At 34.4% G+C, this 19,348-nt stretch carries 9 protein-coding genes; 4 read left to right on the top strand and 5 right to left on the bottom strand.

Annotated features, from left to right (window positions below):
* Positions 1-13 precede the first annotated feature (13 nt).
* Both ABD682_RS08750 and ABD682_RS08745 read right to left on the bottom strand, forming a co-directional pair.
* Positions 14-3,283: a glycosyl hydrolase gene (locus tag ABD682_RS08750; RefSeq protein WP_344740849.1), complete on the bottom strand. Its 3,270-nt coding sequence runs from the start codon at positions 3,281-3,283 to the stop codon at positions 14-16.
* A gap of 25 nt (positions 3,284-3,308) precedes the next feature.
* Positions 3,309-4,706 carry a sulfatase family protein gene (locus ABD682_RS08745; protein WP_344740848.1) on the bottom strand — a complete coding sequence of 466 codons (1,398 nt, stop codon included), beginning with the start codon at positions 4,704-4,706 and terminating at the stop codon, positions 3,309-3,311.
* 244 nt (positions 4,707-4,950) lie between these two features.
* Here ABD682_RS08745 and ABD682_RS08740 point away from each other — a divergent pair, with 244 nt between their 5' ends.
* From ABD682_RS08740 to ABD682_RS08730, 3 genes are all read left to right on the top strand, one after another.
* Positions 4,951-8,004 carry a SusC/RagA family TonB-linked outer membrane protein gene (locus ABD682_RS08740; RefSeq protein ID WP_344740846.1) on the top strand — a complete coding sequence of 1,018 codons (3,054 nt, stop codon included), beginning with the start codon at positions 4,951-4,953 and terminating at the stop codon, positions 8,002-8,004.
* 12 nt (positions 8,005-8,016) lie between these two features.
* Positions 8,017-9,519: a RagB/SusD family nutrient uptake outer membrane protein gene (locus tag ABD682_RS08735; RefSeq protein ID WP_344740844.1), complete on the top strand. Its 1,503-nt coding sequence runs from the start codon at positions 8,017-8,019 to the stop codon at positions 9,517-9,519.
* A 229-nt stretch (positions 9,520-9,748) separates the two neighbouring features.
* Positions 9,749-11,143, top strand: a complete 1,395-nt coding sequence (locus tag ABD682_RS08730; RefSeq protein WP_344740842.1) for a sulfatase-like hydrolase/transferase — start codon at positions 9,749-9,751, stop codon at positions 11,141-11,143.
* A 148-nt stretch (positions 11,144-11,291) separates the two neighbouring features.
* Here the strand turns inward: ABD682_RS08730 and ABD682_RS08725 are convergent, their stop codons facing one another.
* From ABD682_RS08725 to ABD682_RS08715, 3 genes are all read right to left on the bottom strand, one after another.
* The gene (locus ABD682_RS08725; protein ID WP_344740840.1) at positions 11,292-13,010 is read right to left on the bottom strand and encodes a sulfatase; all 1,719 of its coding nucleotides are present in this window, start codon (positions 13,008-13,010) and stop codon (positions 11,292-11,294) included.
* A 28-nt stretch (positions 13,011-13,038) separates the two neighbouring features.
* Entirely contained in the window at positions 13,039-14,469 is a 1,431-nt protein-coding gene (locus tag ABD682_RS08720; RefSeq protein ID WP_344740839.1) for a sulfatase family protein, read from the bottom strand.
* 203 nt (positions 14,470-14,672) lie between these two features.
* Positions 14,673-18,527 (bottom strand): DUF5722 domain-containing protein, encoded by a 3,855-nt coding sequence (locus ABD682_RS08715; RefSeq protein ID WP_344740838.1) that lies wholly within the window; start codon positions 18,525-18,527, stop codon positions 14,673-14,675.
* A 621-nt stretch (positions 18,528-19,148) separates the two neighbouring features.
* Here ABD682_RS08715 and ABD682_RS08710 point away from each other — a divergent pair.
* On the top strand, positions 19,149-19,334 hold the full coding sequence (locus ABD682_RS08710) for a hypothetical protein (RefSeq protein WP_344740837.1): 186 nt from the start codon (positions 19,149-19,151) through the stop codon (positions 19,332-19,334).
* Positions 19,335-19,348: the final 14 nt, after the last annotated feature.

The raw sequence follows: 19,348 nt of genomic DNA, 5'->3' as shown, positions 1-19,348 counted from the left end.
TAATTTTAACCCTCTATTTGATCGATTCAATGGTTACCGGCCCCAATAAGCCAGATGAAATCAAAGCCTCGCCCGGAGTAATATTATCCAAATTTACCCAGGTTGTTCGTTCATTTTCGGGCAGTGTTTTATCCCCTGTTAATCGGTTTCTCCAGACATTTACAACCTCGACCTCAATTTCGTTTTCTCCATCTTTGATCTCTTGGGTAGCTTTTAATCGAAATGGTGCTATCCAGGTCGTACCAATGTCTTGACCATTTATTTTGACTGAAGCCATAACGCCTACCTTTCCCAGATCAATGAAAACATCCTTATCATTATTTTCTTTGTGGAAATAAAACTTTGATTTATAAATTGCGGTTCCGGAGTAATATTTAATACTATCATTTTCATTTTTTATCCAATCTGTTAATTCCGGAAATTCTACTGATTTTTTAGGTCCTAATGATTTATTCTTGAAATTAACCAGCCAAGACTCATTAAGTGTTTTAACTACCGTTGTTTTCGGGAAATTCTTTTTATACGAAGTTGTTTTAGTTTTAGAATTTGTGAATACTATAAACCAACTTTGATAAGGCTCCATAGTTAAAGGAACTGTAGTACGATCATTCTTTTCTGTAAACTCATTTAGGGCTCTTATCTCCCCGGTAACAGCATCCCATAATTGAGGTTTTAAACCACTTACCCTAAAAGATGGTGTAAAGAAAATTTTTTGATCCGTTTGATTTGTAATAAAATAAATCTCCATTCCGGGCATTGTACGGTGTGTCCAAAGTACATCGGCATCAGTATTTAATTCTACATCTTTGTACACATGTAATTCCTTTAAAGCATCTTGTAGTTCTAAACCGTTAACAATAAAGCCATCTCCAAATTTCTTGATTTTACCATCGGTATTACTCCACATTTTATCAGCTAATTCTTTAACTGTTTCATCACATTCCGGATAATTCTTCAGACTCGGAGATCTTTCTGGCGCCTGACCATAAATCTTACCACCAGCCTTTACTAATTCTCCAATTTTAGTAAGCAATTCAGGTCGCATAGTTTTCAATGGAGGTAATACCATTAAACTGTAGGTCATTCCATCAGGCAAAACAAATTTTCCGTCCTTAACACTTAATCGCTTTAAAATCACCTCGGCATTAATATAATCGTACGAATAGCCTTTGGGTAATTCCGGATTCCTTACACCAGTCATAATGGGCGCATTTTCTCCTATGAAATAACAAACATCTGCAGCGTAATTTCCTTGCTGTAATAAATGTTGACATCGTCTTAAATAATCAAAATAGGCTTTCCCTTTTTTAAACCAGGTGTTGTGCCGATTAAACTCAGTGCTAAACCAGGCATTAACTCCCGGCATACGATTATCATCAGGTTGATGTATATATAAGTGTAAGACAAAATGGTTTATTCCTTCTGTATAAGACCAATCCCCTCTCTTTTTAAGCAGGGCTGGATATCTAACATAGGTACGATTTGCCGCAGTGAAAGCCTCTGCTGAAACTTGAGGTTTCCCATAGATATGAGCTGCTGATGAAGCTGATTTACATTCAATATTCCCCAATGTTCCCTCATTCCAAAATTCACCACTTACGTAATCAGATTGTCCTCCGTACATCAAAAACTCTGATGGAAATCCCCAGTGCCCATAGTTCTCTAACCATAATTTCAAATGATCTTTATTGCTAGCTTCTCGAAGTCCACCAACATAATCGTACGCGACTGCATCAGCAATTGACCTGCGTAAATCCCATAAAAAGCGATTTGATTCTTCAACACTACCTACAATTCTTCCAGATAATACAGGTAAATATTTTTTTGGATCGTAACCAAACTGTGATCTAAATCTTTTTTCATAGTCATCAGTCCAATTTTCTGAACCCATTTCGTAACTGTCGGCCACAACATATTTAAAGGCACTTTTATTTTCTTCAGGTATTCGTTTTAATAATTCACCAATGAAGTGTTTATAATGATACTTTACAAATTCCTTATTTGCTTTATCGACTTCATAACCTTTCCCTTGAGGTGCTGCGGGTGCGTTTTTAGTACCCGTTGGCGTCATTCCAAAACGTTGTACTGTCCAATTTCCATTTGGAGCCTCCCAATTCAAATTCCCCTGAGAATCCATTTTATCACTAATATCAATAACTTGATCTACCGGTATTTTTTGGTTCGCCGAAACCTTAGGTTGTTCAGGCCATAAATAGCTATCCCATTTTGGAAAAGGAGTCGGGTGCATTTTACCTAAATCTTTATTAGCATAATCTTCTAGTCCTGCTGCCTCAGATAGCGTGATTTCAGCTAAATGCCATTTTGAAACTTTGCTATCCGGATAAGTTTCTGATTGAAATACACCTGGTATTACGGTTATTTTAAGTCTAAATTGACGCGCTTGAGTTTTGGGAAGCGACTCTAATATTGGAGCATATTTATCCGGACCCACATTTGCAGTTAATTTGCTTCGATCTACATCAAATTGTTTAATGAATTTAAATTCCCCTTTAATCTTTGCGAAAACCTCACAACTAAATTTTATAGGATCAATTGAAGGTTTAATCCGCAAGCTCCTCACTGTAAAATACTTGCCTGCAGTAATGTCTATTTGATAATTTTTAATGTTTGAAGGAAATCCCGCTACAGTTGTTGTATCGTGGTCAATTAATAAATTTGCGTCGGTTATTTCTGGTGATATTTTAATTTCAGCATTTTTATCAGACAGAATATTTTTTTCTTCGGCTATGGTTGGAAAGGCTAAAACATAAACATCTTGAAAAATAGCTGTTGGCTTTTTAAGATTAAGATTAATTTTTTTTCCACCTGCTACCTTAATTTCAGAATAAACTAAATGTCTCATTGCCATATCTGCTTTTATCCAGGGACCTCCAGATTGACTCCACCCCGGGCAATTAAAAACCCCGATGTTAACCCCAAGACGTTTTCCCTCATTAACAGCGTGCACCATATGACCCCACCAATCCTCACTCAACATTGGTACTCTTCCATCTTTTTCCTCAGGATTAATATTACCTATAAAAGCACTACCAATTCCGGCTTTTTTCATAGCCTCGAGATCTTTTGTAATACCTTCTTTTGATATATCATCACCTATCCAATACCAATAGCACCAAAGAGTATTATCGGGCTTTGGAGTAACAAAACCTGATTTTACAGCTCCGTAATCCACCTGTTGCTGTTCTTCGGATGTACAATTAATTAAGAGACTACATATAAAAGTTAAAGGGATTATAAAAGGGATTGATCTTAATGGTTTCATATTTACATTTAGTATTATTCAATATTTATTTTACCTGCTCTTTTAAAGCACTGTAACGTTTTCTTTCGAGCAACAAGGTATCACGATACTGCGGATCATTAACCAAATTAGTTGTTTCATTAGGATCTTTTTTTAGATCAAAAAGCTCCTCATAATTGTGTTCAATGTAGTTAAGGTATTTAAAATTTTCACTTACTACCCCTTCAGAGTTAGGAATGGCAGGTGAATGCAGAAATGTATGCTCATAAAAGAAATCAGGTCTACCCTGATCCTTTTTAATATATTCCATCAAATTGACACCTTGAATACTGTCAGGAATTGGCATATTGGCAAGGCCCAATATTGTAGGAGCAATGTCAATGTTTAAAGCTATCTTATTTATTACTTTACCTCTCTGGGAAATTCTGGGGTCATAAATAATTAAGGGAACTCTGATGGATTCTTCATACCCATACCATTTCCCGGCCAAACCATGCTCACCCAAAAACATACCATTATCTCCTAATAGGATAATCACCGTATTTTTATCAATTTGTTTTGCCTTGAGCTCGGATAGAAGATTCCCAATAACGTCATCCACACCAGTTATTAATCTGTAATAATTTTTCACACTCTTCTTAAAAGCACTGTAAGAATTAAAACGTTTTTTCCATCTTATTCTGCCTATATTTTTATTGGTTTTAAAAAATGCTGGAAACGCATCCCAATATTTCTCCTTGACAGTTTCGGGTAACGAAATTGAATCCGTTTTATATAAATCTGAATACTCTTTCTTGGGAATAAATTGCCGAGGATCATTATCTTGAACATGTGGAGCTTTAAAACTTACAGAAAGACAAAATGGCTTTTTTGTGTTGATAGAATTTAAAAAACTATTTATGTCGTTTCCAACAATATCTGTGTAATGAATGTAATTTCCTTTTCGAGTTACGTTATCATAATCGGGTTGATGTTTATTTGTACAGGCCCAATAATCAAAAAAATCCTTGGGTTGATTATACGGTGCTCCAACACCATATTTTCCGATAAAACCAACAGTATATCCCTCATTCTTTAATAAAGCAGGATATGTTTTTAAAAATGCCTTTTTTGAAAAGCTCGTATTAAAATCATTAATTCCATGTCTTGACTCATATTGTCCACTCAAAATACTTGCTCTACTTACACAACAAATCGACGTTGTAACGTAAGCATTTTTAAAAAGAAATCCATGGTGAGCCAAACTATCTAAATGAGGTGTGCTAATTATGGTATTACCCATAGCACCCAACGCATCCCATCTTTGGTCATCTGTTAGAAGAAATATAATATTAGGGCGCTTGGATTCATTATTATTTTTTGAATTTTTATTTTTGGATTGGCAAGAAAATATTAATGCTACCAAAATACTAAAAACTAAGACAATTTTATTCCAGGGTTTCATCTTTCAAGTTACATCTATAAATGAGTTCAAGATTCAAATTAAATTAAAATGTTGCAAACCATCATCCTGTACAATACTGCATTATGGAAATTGTTCTTGAAAAATGAAAATTAATCAACAAACCATCAGGACTAATCATCACGGTGCAGTATTGTACAGGATGCACTCTTTCATTCCTTTATTTAATATTGTTTCACAAATACCAATTAAACGAATCATTTTTAAAAAATTTAACTAACTAATTATGAAACATCAAAAATTTAATATTGTCCTTAAAAAGGCATTATTTTTAATCGTCCTTCTGCTGGCCCTAGGCGCTCAAGCACAGGGAGAAAAGGTAAAAGGAACCGTTAAATCCTCGGATGGCTCTCCCTTACCCGGGGTAACAATTATACAAAAGGGAACAAATAATGGTACAACCACCGATTTTGATGGGAATTTTGAAATCGTCCTGACTTCTGGAGCCAAAGTTTTAGTTTTTTCTTATGTGGGATTTTCTAAATTAGAGAAGCCTGTTACAGGTGGTGCAACTGTAAATGTTGTGATGAAAGAGGACACACAGAGTCTTGATGAGGTTGTTGTGGTAGGTTATGGTTCTCAAAAGAAGACGGATATCACTGGGTCCGTAAGTTCCGTTTCCGGAAAGGAATTAGAAAAAGCTGTTTATAATACAGTAGATCAATTATTACAAGGACGTTCTAGTGGGGTCGTTGTTACCTCAGCATCTGGTGAACCAGGGTCAAACGCTTCCATAAGAATTAGGGGTAATAATTCCATTTCTGGAAATAACGCTCCACTATATGTTGTTGATGGAATACCAATAAATGGAACGCCTGCTTTTAACCCAACAGAAATTTCTAATATAGAAATTTTAAAAGACGCCTCCGCAACTTCTATCTATGGATCTCGAGGTTCAAATGGGGTTATAATGATAACAACGAAAAAAGGACAAATAGGAAAAACCAAGATAGAGGTTAATTTTAACTCCAGCATTTCGAATATTACAAAAAAAATTGACATGCTAAATGGTGTGCAGTATGCTGAATATCGAAATGAGGCCAATGAATTACTAAATAATCCTTTGCCATTCCCAAATCCATCGCAATATGCGGGTCAAGGATTTAATTGGCAAGATGAAATTTTAAGAACTGGTGTCAGAACTGATGCTACAGTTAATGTTTCCGGTGGTTCTGACAATTTTCGCTATTTTGTTTCTACTAATTTTTTAGACGATCAAGGTATTATTATAGATTCGCGTTATAATCGAGGAACAGTACGTGCGAATTTAAGTGCCGAGGCATTGGATGATAAATTAAAAATCGATTTTGGTATTTCAATGGCAAGTTCTAAAGGAAATCAAGCAGTTTCTGCAACAAGAGGATTCCCCAGTTCCCTCGGACCTGTAACTAACGCATTATTATCCGAACCATTGGTTCCTTCACGCGATTATAGTGGTCTAACTAATGAAGGATATCAATTTTATAATCCCTATTTGGAGGTAACTCAAAAGGAGCACCGTAATTTCCAAACCAATTTTCTTTTTAATACAAAAGTGGATTACGCTATTACAAAAAATTTATCCTACACCCTTAACGCTGGTGTTAATTTAAGAAATAATTTAACTGAAATATTTTATCCTTCAACTGTTGGGCCTGGTATCAATACTGTAGGTATTGCAACTTCTGGTGCGGGACGTGCTTACGATTATACAGTAAGTAATTATTTTAATTATGAAAATATCTTTGGTAAAAACCACAAAGTATCACTTACAGCTGGTTTAGAGTATAGCGAATTCAACAACTATTCGTTTAGCACTAATGTTTCCAATTTTGAAGTCGAAACATTAGGACTTGATAATGTTGGTGTAGGAACTAGTTTAAACGCCATTAATTCAGGTAGAAGTTTGTCGGTTTTACAGTCAGGGTTTTTAAGAGGACAGTATAATTTTAAAGACAAATATTTGCTTACTGCAACAGTGAGAGCTGACGGATCTTCAAGATTTGCGAAAAATGAAAAATGGGGATATTTTCCCTCTGCAGCAGTTGGATGGAGATTATCTAAGGAAAATTTTTTAAAGGACAGTGAATTAATCTCGAATTTAAAATTACGAGCTTCATATGGAGAAGTAGGAAGTCAATCTATTGCGCCTTATCAATCATTAGCCCGTTATGGAACAACCCAATATCCTGTCGGAAATTCCCCTTCATTAGGATATTACCCTGCTAGTGTAGAAAATCCTAATTTAAAATGGGAGACTACCCAGCAAACTAATTTTGGTATTGACTTAGGATTATTGCACAATAGAATTACATTTTCTGCAGACTATTATAAAAAAACAACCCGAGATTTACTACAATCTATTCGGTTACCAGCCCAATCAGGATTTGGAGCAGCGCTTGTAAATTTTGGAAGTATTGAAAATAAAGGTTTCGAATTTAATTTAAGTGCGTTGGCTATCGAAAAGAAAAATTTTGTTTGGAATAGCTCTTTTAATATTTCTTTTAATAAGAATAAGGTTCTTGAATTAGGAGGAGATGAGGAAATATTTGGTCCCGGCATCGGTGCTAATTTTATTGGAGGAGCCAACATTTATAAACCAGGAGAAGAATTTGGATTATTTTGGGGATATATTGCTACAGGGCTTATTCAACAAAGCGATTTGGATGAAGCCGCAGCCTCAGGAACTCCATTACCAGCAAGAAACAATGATCGACAGTTGGGTCACTGGAAACTTCAAGACAGAGATGGTAACGGGGTTATAAATGGTGAGGATAAAACGGTTATCGGAAATCCCAATCCCGATTACGTTTTTGGTTGGAATAACGATTTTACTATTAAAAACTTTTCTATCAATATGTTCATTCAGGGATCTGTAGGAAATGATATCCTTAATTGCTTAAGAACTATAACGAATATCGGTTTTTTGAATAATGAATCCTATAAAAATCAAACCGTAGATTGGTACAATAATAGGTGGACTCCAGAGAATCCTCATAACAACATTCTTTATCCTTCAATTAATACACCATCTCCTGATGCCGGTAATTATATGATTGAAGATGGGAGTTACCTACGCTTGAAAAGTTTATCTATACGTTATAACATTCCATCAAATAATTTAGGATTTTCCTCTATTCAGGTATATGTAACAGGAACGAACTTGTTGACCATTACTAATTATTCAGGGTATGATCCTGAGGTTAGCTCTTTAGGAGCAAATACCTTAGCGCCAGGTGTTGACCTGGGAGTATATCCAAGACAACAATCCTATACGTTAGGAATAAATTTAAAATTTTAAAGTAATCTAATCATGAAAAATATATACAAAATTATAGCATTCATAGCCCTTTACCTGGTGTCTGGATGTCAGCCGCTCGATGAAGTTCCTTACTCATTTCTTAGTGAAAGTAATCTCTATAAAAATGAGGCAGATGTTGACAAAGCTCTTTTAGGAGCTTATCAACCGATTTTTCAGGATGGTGTTAATGATTTATGGCTATTTTTAGCCCTATCTGGTCCTTCTGAAAATGTTACTGCAAGGGTAAAAGCTGGAGCTCAGGGGCGGTTCGCTTCAGTTGATTTTAGAGACTCTGATCCACAATCAGCGGTGTGGAATAATTATTATCGAGGTATCAACAGAGCAAATACCGCAATAGAGAATATTCCTCGTGCCGGATTAGAGCCTGCATTAGAAGAGCAAAAAATTGCAGAGGCAAAATTTTTACGAGCTTATTACTATTTTAATCTGGGCCATATGTTTGGAGGCGTTCCTTTACATTTAGAGGCAACTGCTAACTTTGATGATAATTCCATAAAAAAACCAAGAGCCACGCTTGAAGAAGTTTATAAAGTCGTTGAAGAAGATTTAATTTATGCAGAAAGTAGATTAAAAGATCAGTGGGACGCATCAAACAAGGGACGGGCTACTTCTGGTGCTGCTAAAGCATTTTTAGGAAAACTTTATTTGACCATGGCGGGCAAACCGCTCGAAATGCAGGCCATGTATGCTAAGGCAGCGAGTAAATTATCTGAGATCTATGGAAAGTATAGTTTGGTACCTAACTACGCAGATATTTTCGACATAAATAATGAATTCAATTCTGAGATTATATTTGCTAGACCAAACATAACCAATGTTCCAGGTAGTGGTACTGTGTTGACATTTTTCGCCGGAGCACCTAACTCACCTTACGCCTTCAACGGTGGACAGTACCAAATTGCTTTTAATGAGCAGTATTATGATTCATTTGATCCAGCAGATACCAGACGAGATGCCACCATGCTTTATTCCTATACCAATAGAAATGGTGTAGATGTAACCTACAATAGAACTGGAACTCCTACCCCGGGATTACAATTTGGTGGACCTAGAAAACCTTTTGGCATTCCCTATAACAAACTAAAAGATGCTTCGTGTTCTACATCTCCATTCGACCATGGTAATGATATTATTTTTATGCGATACGCAGATGTTTTATTAATGCTAGCTGAAGCCAATAATGAATCAGGTAGTTCTGCTGCAGCTCTTCCCTATTTAAATGAAGTAAGAAATCGCGCAGGTTTAGCTGATATTACGGAAACAAATCAAGATCTTTTGAGAGACATTATCAAACAGGAGCGAAAATGGGAATTAGGTGGTGAATATACTGAATATTATGATTTACAACGATGGGGAGATCTGGAAAAATCTATGGCTATTAACCCGGATTGTTCACAGTTAGGAGTTTCCTATGATCCAAAACTTGAATTATTACCCATACCTTTAAGTCAACTTCAGGCAAATGAAAATTTAGTACAGAATCCGGGGTATTAAATAATTTCATTTTCTATAGAACTAACACGGGGCAGAATAACCATAATTTTGCCCTGTGTTTAATTATTTACCAAATCATTAATTTTAAATAATTTGTTTTAGGCTGTCTAAAACAAGAACCAACTCTTGAATACCTTAAATGCTTAGAAAATTTCACCTCGTTATATTTTTATGCTTTTTCGCTTGTAAAACACCTGAAAATGAACAATTCCAAGAGAAACCTAATTTGTTGATTGTTTTATCAGATCAACACTCTTATGACATGATAGGTGCTTATGGGAATGAACAAATAATAACTCCAAATTTAGATAAACTAGCCTCAGAAGGGCTGCGTTTAACCAATGCATTTTCAAACCAACCAGTTTGCACACCTTTTAGAGGAATGTTAATGAGTGGCATGCAACCTTTAAAAAATGGAGCTTTTGTTAATGACGTACCCTTGTTACCAAATAAATCAAAATTACTTGGCCAGATTTTAAAAGAAAATGGATACCAAACCGCATATATTGGTAAATGGCATCTATTGGGCGGAAATAGGGATAGACCAATCCCAAAAGGAGAATTACGTTACGGTTTTGATAAAGTATTAACTAATAATTGCCACGTAGATTTTAGACCCGGAAAATGCTTTTTTTGGAATGATAACGGGGAAAAAGAATATTTTGACGATTGGGAGGTTTATGGACAAACAAATCAAGCTTTGGAATATTTAGATACGATAGACAAAAATAGACCATTTGCACTTATTGTATCTTGGCACCCCCCACATGATTGGGGAAAATTCAAAGGAAAAGATGGGAAAATGCATTACAGGTATGATACCATGGAAGAGCTCATGGCAATGTACAATAGAGACTCAATAAAACTCAGACCTGGCTTGAAATCCACTCCTGACAGAAAAAGAATGTATCACGGTTATATGGCAATGGTTTCTGGCGTAGACAAGGCTTTTGGATTGTTGATGGATAAACTTAAGGCTCTTGGTATAGAAAAAAATACTTTAGTGATGTTTTCAGCTGATCATGGGGATATGCTCGAATCCGATAACGCCATTTTACCAAAGCAATATCCTCAAGATTATTCAGATAGAATACCATTCATTTTAAAATACCCCTCAAAACTTAAGAAGGGTCAAGTTTCAAACGAACTTTTCGGATCTTTAGACATTATGCCCACTCTTTTAGGATTATTGAATATTAAATCCAACCAAAATTATGATGGCCTGGATATGTCCAAAACTTTTATTTCAAACAATGGTAGTAAACAAGATTTCATTCCTATTTGGGTATACCGAAGAGGCGTAGCTAAAAACAATAATTGGAGGGGTGTTATAACAAAAAAGTACACTTTTGCCATGGGCAAGGATAAAGACTCCATACCTCTTGTTAACGTGCTTTATGACAGAATAAATGATCCAAATCAACTAAATAATTTATTTAATAATCCAAATTACTCTGACATCCGGGAAAAATTAAAAAAACAAACCTTAAAATGGATGTCTAAATACCATGATGATTTTTATGGAGAAAAGGACTTTTTACGTGTTAGGCCTAAGGAAACTTGGATGTATAATTACACCAATAGCCCATACGAGCTTTTTGAAAAGGAAAGAAATAAAAAATAAAAATTCCTTTATCAGCTTATGACAAAAGTTCATTTGAAATTATCGCTAGATGATTTCAAAAAGTTAAAAACTTTTTACAAAAAGATCAATAGACCTCACTCAAAAAAATTCTTGATAACGGTTGGCTTGAATAATTCCATTAAAATATTTAGCGCCCCTCAATTAAATACCGACTAAACATATCCTTAAATTGAATTTTCCTTGACTCTTTATCAGGGTTATAATTTTTATTAATCGAAGGCCAATATCGTTTATCAACATTTTGATCTAACCAAGTCATTAATTTCAGAAATAATTTATCTCTCAATTTCGGTAAAGATTCAGATAAATTGTGATCTTCATATGGGTCATTTTTTATATTGAATAAATAAAACCTTCCATACCAATCATAAATCAATTTATAATCCCCTTCTCTTATGGCAGAACAAGGAGTTAAAGGAAGGCCGTCAAAAGGGCTGTTATAAATTACATTAAAGGGATAATGCCAATATCGTGTTGTTTTTGTATATAAATGTTGTTTATTCTCTCTATCGAAAAGTAAGGGATAAATACTCCTGCCATCGAGTGAAAGTGAATCAATAAAAGATTGTGGATTATTTCCTGAGGCTTCTAAAAGAGTCGGAAATAAATCCGTGTAATCAACAGGAATATCTACCCATTTTCCTGACTCTAAATGACCTTTCCAACTAAAAATTAATGGTACCCGAATACCCCCTTCAGTAAGGCAGGCTTTACCTCCTAAAAAGGGGCTATTATCAGTTCCTTCATGATGAGGAGTTAACTTCGAATCGATGCCTCCATTATCAGAAATAAAAACAATTAGTGTATTTTCTTCAATCCCTTCCTCTTTCAATTTATTTAAAATTTGACCGACTGAACGATCCATACTTTTTATCATGGAGGCATAAACAGGATCTTTATGATTATTCCAACCTCGCGTACTTTTATTTTCAAAATGTTCAATCTCACCTGGTTTTCCTTGATAGGGCGAATGAACAGCAAAATGAGAAAAATATAAAAAGAATGGTTTTTCCTTGTTTTTAGCATTATTTTCAATAAAATCCAATGCTTTTTTGGTGAGGTCATCCGTGAGATATTTTTCTCCGGAATCATTGCCAGCATTTCCAACTTCCCATTTTTTTTGAGGAATATTGGGAAAAACTTTTTTGGTTGTATCATTCCAAACTTTTCTCCAATTATAATATACCGAGGCTCCAGCATCAAACCAGGCCAAAGAATTAAATCCCTGATCTTCGGGTTGATAACCTTTAGCTCCAAAACCACCTATGTGCCACTTTCCGATAAAAGCAGCGTTATAATCTTTTAGGGCCTCAGCTATAGTGACAGCGTTTTTACCCTGATCTATTGAAGTACCGGCAGGCAAGGCAGAATTTGAGATTCCATTTATTAAAGCCTGTTCAATTTTTATATCGTCCTTGTGTTCCAAAACATCGTGAGGATAATAGCCCTTTGGTACGGACAAATTTTGATTGTAATAAGTTGGCCGAAATGGCATCGCCGTAGTAAACCCCATCTTACTCGAATAAATACCTGTTAAAATTCCTGCTCGAGTTGGAGAACATAACTGATTAACATAGGCTTCAGAAAAAGAAACACCTTGAGCCATAAGCCTATTGATATTAGGAGTTTCATAAAACATTCTGGTAGTATCCACTTGAGTAAAATGATGGGCATATGATTGGATATCCATAATCCCAAAATCATCAGCTAGAATAAAAATAATATTAGGAGCCTTATTATTGGAATTATTTTGATTTCTTTTAAATTTTTCTTCTTTACAGGATCCAACCAATAAACATATCAGAGTTGGAATGATCCATTTTTTAATTATTCCACAATTGAACATTTCAAGAACATTTAAATTAAAACATTTTTTAATATTTAGCAGTACTCATCATTTCTTTATCATTCGTTTTCTTGATCCAGGAATTCATTTCATTTCTCATCCTAAGAATAACACTTGTAAACTCTGGGTTCTTAGAAATATCATGCAAGGTCCATGGGTCTGAGTATAGGTCAAAAAGTTCTTCCAGAGGTGGATTGTTTTCAAACGTTTCTAACAAGTCGTATTGTAGCGGGAAATTTTTTTTGCCTTTCAAAGTGGCCTTATAACTCAAATTTCGCCATACTTTTTCATCGTAATTATCCTCTGGTTTACCTCTCATGCGTGGTTTTTTATTTCTACGGATGTACCAAAACCTACCATCACTCATTCCTCTTGCTTGAAAATTTGTTTCTCCTTTCCGTGGAAAAGAAACCTCCGTATAAATGTAGTTGTTAACGGATGAAAAATCTTTACCGGTCACAATATTGATAAGTGACCTTCCTTGAGCAGTTTTTGGTTTTTTTATCTTCAAATAATCCAATATTGTTGGCATCAAATCGATTAGGCTAACTAAAGAATTACTTTTCATATTTTTCACAATGTCGGGGCCAGAAAAAATAACTGGTACTTGCGATCCAAATGGATAGGCAGAATATTTTCCTCGATGGGTAGAGGGTCCGTGATCACTGATATAAATAATTAAGGTATTTTTATCTAGTCCCTTCTCCCTTAAAGACCTAAGCAATTTACCTAATGTATAATCTGTTGCCTCAACAGCTCCCAAATAGTTTTTCCAATCTTCTTGCATAATTTTATTATTAGGTAAGAACCTCGGGATGTCTAATGTATTTAAATCCATCTTCTTCTGACTGTAAGGACTTTTTGCATATGGCCGATGAGGTGTATGCATATTAAAATCAAGAAAGAAAGGTTTTCCTGATGCCATAGCTTTATTGAGAAATTCCTTTGCATCTACTTCTTTACCCCAATAATCGAACGGAAATTTATATTGAGGACTCATATGGAATTTTCCCGTTAAACCTGTATAATAACCAGCAGATTGCAAGGATTCTATCAGGCTAACTATGTTATCCTTTACTTTAAAAGTTGTGTTTAGACTGTCTCCTTTAGCAAAAAAAGATTTAGGGGGATTTGCGCCTATATACTCCCAAACATTGGTTGTTACGCCATTAACATGAGGAAATGTACTTGTTAGGAAACTTGCTCTAGAAGGTGAACAAGATGAAAAGGTTGCATAAGCTTTTTGAAATAAAATTCCATTTTTGGCCAATGAATCCATAGTTGGGGTCAAAACGCCAGGTGTACACAAATTTCCCATTTGCATACCTTGATCATCTGCCACTATTAAAATGACATTCTTTGGAGAAATATTTAACTCTTTTTGATTTGTTTTGCTATTACAAGAAAACAAGCACATAAAAAAAAGTGCAAGATAACAATGGTTGAATGGTTCAATCATAATATTATTTTTAGCTATTTTGGGGAAATTGATTCTTTTTCTGTGCAATAATCTCAATTAATCGTTAAAGGGTTTGGGAAATAAATTTTAGAGAAAATATTTTTCGCCCTGACGAATTTAAAAATTAAGAACTAGCTATCCATCCTGTAGAATGCTGATCATTTATGTAGGTATAATCAACCGCTTTATTATCTAAAACATCTTTAATATCTGTAATTTGACCTCCTGCTCGGGGCGTTATCTCCCGCCCATATAAGGTCATCAATTGAATTTAATTTCGACGGATTATCCAACCAATGAAAATCAAAATTCAACCCATTGTTAGTTTCCAAAAGCTTTTTGGGTATTGATAACATTAATTGCTTTCCATCTATCTTAAACGGAATTGTTTTAGACAAAACCCAACCCTTTTCAGGAGAATAAGTTTTTATTGTTGTTAAAGAATCTGAAATAATTGTTTCATTCACCAATAAATCATACCCATTCCAACCCGTCGACGGATTTTGGTCTTTATCTATCAACAACAGCATCCAATTGTTATCCTTGTAAGAGGTTATAGTATCCCTGGTTGAAATGTAGAAATATACATTTTTGTCATCATTGGCTACTTTTGCTGATACGAAATCGTTTCGCCCCTTGGTATTAATATATGGCCCTGCATTTCCTTGTTTCTGGCTTGATCGGTGAGTAGTGTCATAAATATGGTCGAAATAATTCGATTTCACAGAATTCCATTGATCAAAATTCCTAGAAAAATCAATACCTAAATAAGTCTTTTTTACTGGTTCATTAACTCCTTTATATTTTCTTACATTTGAAATCAACTGGTAATAATAGTTATCATTGTGCCCTCCTTTCATTGGTTCAATATCTCTGCTGTATTCTTGATTATATTCATCAATAAAATAGGTATCTCCTTCTTTAAGTTCAGCACCAACTTTTCCTAAATGAGCTCCTGGGTAGAACTTCCATTTTAATAATTCCGCTTGTATATCTTTTCCCATTATGCGTTTACCAGATGACCATTCATTCCAACCGGTTACAAAAACAAACTCAGGATCAACTTTCAAAGCCCAATCCCATTGTTCTTGAAAATAAAGACCTTGACCTGTCCAAGGAGTAATATCATACTCATTTAATTTGGGTTGATGAAAATTATGAAAGCTACGACCGATATTTGATAGAGGATGTTGAGCTACCGAAACTGGAACCATTTCTTTTTCAGTTGGATCATCATGCCAGGAAACAGCTTGTGGAAAATGATCTATCCAAGGCCATTCATCCTGGCCATTATCATACCAGGGAAGTGATGTCCAGGCCCAACTCTGCTTTAAATTAAAAAAATCTAAAATTTCCTTTGAAAACTTAATATCATTCATTTTATTTCTGGAAGGTATTTCATGCTGACCATATAAGAGTAATGGTTTTCCTTTCCAAATGAACCACAAATTTTTATATAAATTCTTTGAATAAAACTCTTTCCATAGGATGTTTATTGATTTTTCACTTCCTAAAAATGTAATTTGAGGCGTCTGATTACCTTCATTTCTCATCTTTTGAAAAACATTACATATTGTTATATACGTATCAAAATAAGTCTTATCGTTAGTAACATCAAAAATAATAACATCGACACCTGCATCAACTAATTGAAATGCGTGTTTGCGAATGGCCCACTCTTCGTTATTTAGATAATATCCAATCTCTGGTTCACCCCAATAGTGACTGCCATCACCCCATTTCGGATTGTTTACATTATCTCGTAGTATTTGAGTGACGTTAAAAGGACCTGACGTATTTGAATTATTATGGGTGATAAAGTAAAAAATTCCGACATACCGATTATCTTTTACAGGACCACATTCTTCATATGTTGGCAAAGATCGACCTAAAGCATCAGTTGCCACCCAGGTATCCGCCTGAATATTCAATTCTTTTAAGACTTTTTTTTTTTGCAAACTAACCTTGTGCATGATGTTGCCCCAATCATTAATCCCAATTAATCCCTTGTATTGGTCAAAAATTTCATCTTCTTTATCCGTCCCAAATGCTTTATAAACGAACCAGGCAGGTTTGGGACCACTAGGATCATTTTTATCATCAGCAAATTTTCTTAAACCAATTCGCAGACCACCTTCTCGTCGATTATCAATCCAATTATGATACTGAATACCATCAATTCCGTCCAAATTTTTTATTTTTTTTAAAGCATATGCCAAACCAGCAGCTTGTTCTTTTAAATCTTTTTCATCGTATGTTGGTGAATTTGTACCATTTTCAGATAGATAAACCGTCCGTTTTACTTTACTTCTGTAAAGGACTTCGGGTTGCTTAACCCAAGCATCCAACACCTCTAAATTTTTAAAAGTTATTAATGGAGTGTCAAAATTATAATTGACCTTTTTATCCAGCCAGGTCTTAGGTTCTCGTAAGGATTCTGGATAAGGATGTTGGGCAATTGCCCATTCAAAATCTCCCTCAGCCTTAGAATATTTTAGAAGATCCTCGAGCAATTCTTTTGAATGATAAAAATGAGGGTTTGAGGTCCAATTCCAGTAATGAGTCAATGAAATAAAAACTTTAGAATTGGCATTATATTTCCTCGCAATATTATATGAAATTCTCATGGATTTGTGATAGAGGTCCATAAAGGTTAAAGCAGTTTTTTCTCCGGCATTGGTCCACACCCATCCCGCATCTACTTCGTTATGTATTATCCAATTATGTATACGACCATATTTTTTGTCCGGTCTACTATACCTATCTGACAAAAAATCGAGAATAGCCGAATAATATTGAATACCCTCTGGAGAAACCATGTTTGGCATGGCATAAATACCAGATGGATCTGTATCCGGATGTTGCAAAATTTTCCCTATGACCTTATCTTTTGAATCAGAAGCCTTTGCAACCAATAAAATTGCAGAAACTTCAATATTTCTTGAGGCTGTTGAACGCATTGTTTGATCATATTTTTCAATCTCCTTCTTATTGACATAGTATGTTTTTCCCATATATTTAAATGGCATATTTTCTTCTGACGGTTTTGATCTTAATAAACCATTAACCCAAATGTTTACAGTAACACTTGTAATTCCTAAATCATCTAAATCGGACACAGGAGCTTTCCCATTAGCCGTAAAACCACCAAGTCCTTTTTTATTTGAAGGTTTAACAAAGGAATAGTTGTATTTTGGCACAATTGAATCGGCGTAACGGGCGTGAGAAACTATTTTGTAGTCTTTATTTTCTTTCTTTAATAAAACCCATTTAGAAAGTACCCTATCCTGATAAAAACCATGACGTTTTACTTTCCTGTCGATTTTTATTTGAAATTTTTGGTTTTTTATTTTCAGGGGAGTAATGAATTCAAAAGATTTGATTTCAGTAATATTCTCATAAGGACTTATTTCTGCTAAAAAATAATTTTCTGAATTAGACACGTTTCCTGAAATTTCCACCTTTTTATTATTAACTAAAACATATTTTAATTGATTGGGGAAATCTTTTGATAAATAGTCTTTCAAATGATTCTCCAAAATTAAATCCTGCTTTTTTTTAGCTGCTTTAGTACTATTTATTTTTTTTTCATCATATGTAAGAGGTCTCAATTTTAAATTTCTTATCTGTATTTTCAAATCCGGGTTATTTCCTAAATCGATGCGCATATAATCGCCTTTACTTCCCCAACTATCCAGATTTTCTCCAATATCAGTCTTGAATTCAACCCATCCCTCAGTCGAACCTATATCTCTTATGATAATAGGGTTTCCAGTCTTTTTCTGTTCAGAAAAAAAAGTTAATCTAATGAAATCAATTCCAGCCGGACAAAAATATTCGAATGAAAAAATAGTATTTTCCTTATTGAGAGCAGATTCAAACATAGACGTAAACAAATAAGGATTTTTACCACTAGCCGAAATATCATAAATATTTCCATCTTGTTTTAGAAATTTTATATCACCAAAATTCTTTTCACTGATTGCAATTTTAGTTGATTCTTGAGCTAAGATCGTTAATGGGAATAAAAAAAGAATTACAACATATTTTATATTCATAGGGATCACTTTAAAAGATTGTTTTTGAATAGTATTATTTCGAAATTATTTATTTGACCTCAAAAAAAAGTTTAAAATTTAAAAAAGGCAATTTTAACTCTAGTTATCATGGATTTTGAATAAACCTTTACTTAAAACACAATGATAAGATGGTTTGTTTTTAATTGCATCCTGTTCTATGCTGTTTAGTACAATACAGAACCGGATTGAAATATTACAAAAGAGGTATAATTTTAAAAATTGAAAGCCAAGGATTTATTTGAGGATAGTTCAGGTTAATTGACTGTGAACTTTAATCTTTATAGTCTTAATTAAGTTGGCAGTCATTATTAGTAGAACCTGAGACATTAATTATGAACATGTTTTGAATTTTAATTTAGATAAAATGAAATTAGTAAAATATAATTGCCTTCTTATTCTATTTATATTTTTATCTAAAAAAGTTACAGTCGAGGTTCATTTGGCAGATGTCTTTTCAGACAGCATGGTACGTCAAGCCAACAAACCAATAACTATATGGGTACAGCAGATATTGCTGAAATTGTAAAAGTTGAGATTCAGGGTCAATCAAAATCTATTAGAACAAATTTTGACGGAACCTGGACCTAAGAATTACCAGCCATGTCTTATGGTGGCCCCTATATTTTAATTGTGTCCGGTGAAGATTCAAAAATCACCCTTAGTAATATTATGCTTGGTGAGGTTTGGCTTTGCGCCGGACAATCGAATATGCGGTTTCAGGAGGCTAAAGTCCGTAATGCGGAAACTGAAATTAAGGATGCAACCCATAAGAATATTCGCTTTTAGACAATACCACCTAG

It is taken from the genome of Gaetbulibacter aestuarii (assembly GCF_039537665.1).
Lineage (GTDB): Bacteria > Bacteroidota > Bacteroidia > Flavobacteriales > Flavobacteriaceae > Gaetbulibacter_A > Gaetbulibacter_A aestuarii.
This window is presented reverse-complemented; position numbering and strand designations above follow the sequence as displayed.

What these genes read in the sequence shown, in the direction of transcription:
- ABD682_RS08725 (WP_344740840.1), bottom strand. Translation starts at nt 13,010, where the DNA reads ATGTTCAATTGTGGAATAATTAAAAAATGGATCATTCCAACTCTGATA.
- ABD682_RS08715 (WP_344740838.1), bottom strand. Translation starts at nt 18,527, where the DNA reads ATGAATATAAAATATGTTGTAATTCTTTTTTTATTCCCATTAACGATC.
- ABD682_RS08710 (WP_344740837.1), top strand. Translation starts at nt 19,149, where the DNA reads ATGTCTTATGGTGGCCCCTATATTTTAATTGTGTCCGGTGAAGATTCA.
- ABD682_RS08740 (WP_344740846.1), top strand. Translation starts at nt 4,951, where the DNA reads ATGAAACATCAAAAATTTAATATTGTCCTTAAAAAGGCATTATTTTTA.
- ABD682_RS08720 (WP_344740839.1), bottom strand. Translation starts at nt 14,469, where the DNA reads ATGATTGAACCATTCAACCATTGTTATCTTGCACTTTTTTTTATGTGC.
- ABD682_RS08750 (WP_344740849.1), bottom strand. Translation starts at nt 3,283, where the DNA reads ATGAAACCATTAAGATCAATCCCTTTTATAATCCCTTTAACTTTTATA.
- ABD682_RS08745 (WP_344740848.1), bottom strand. Translation starts at nt 4,706, where the DNA reads ATGAAACCCTGGAATAAAATTGTCTTAGTTTTTAGTATTTTGGTAGCA.
- ABD682_RS08735 (WP_344740844.1), top strand. Translation starts at nt 8,017, where the DNA reads ATGAAAAATATATACAAAATTATAGCATTCATAGCCCTTTACCTGGTG.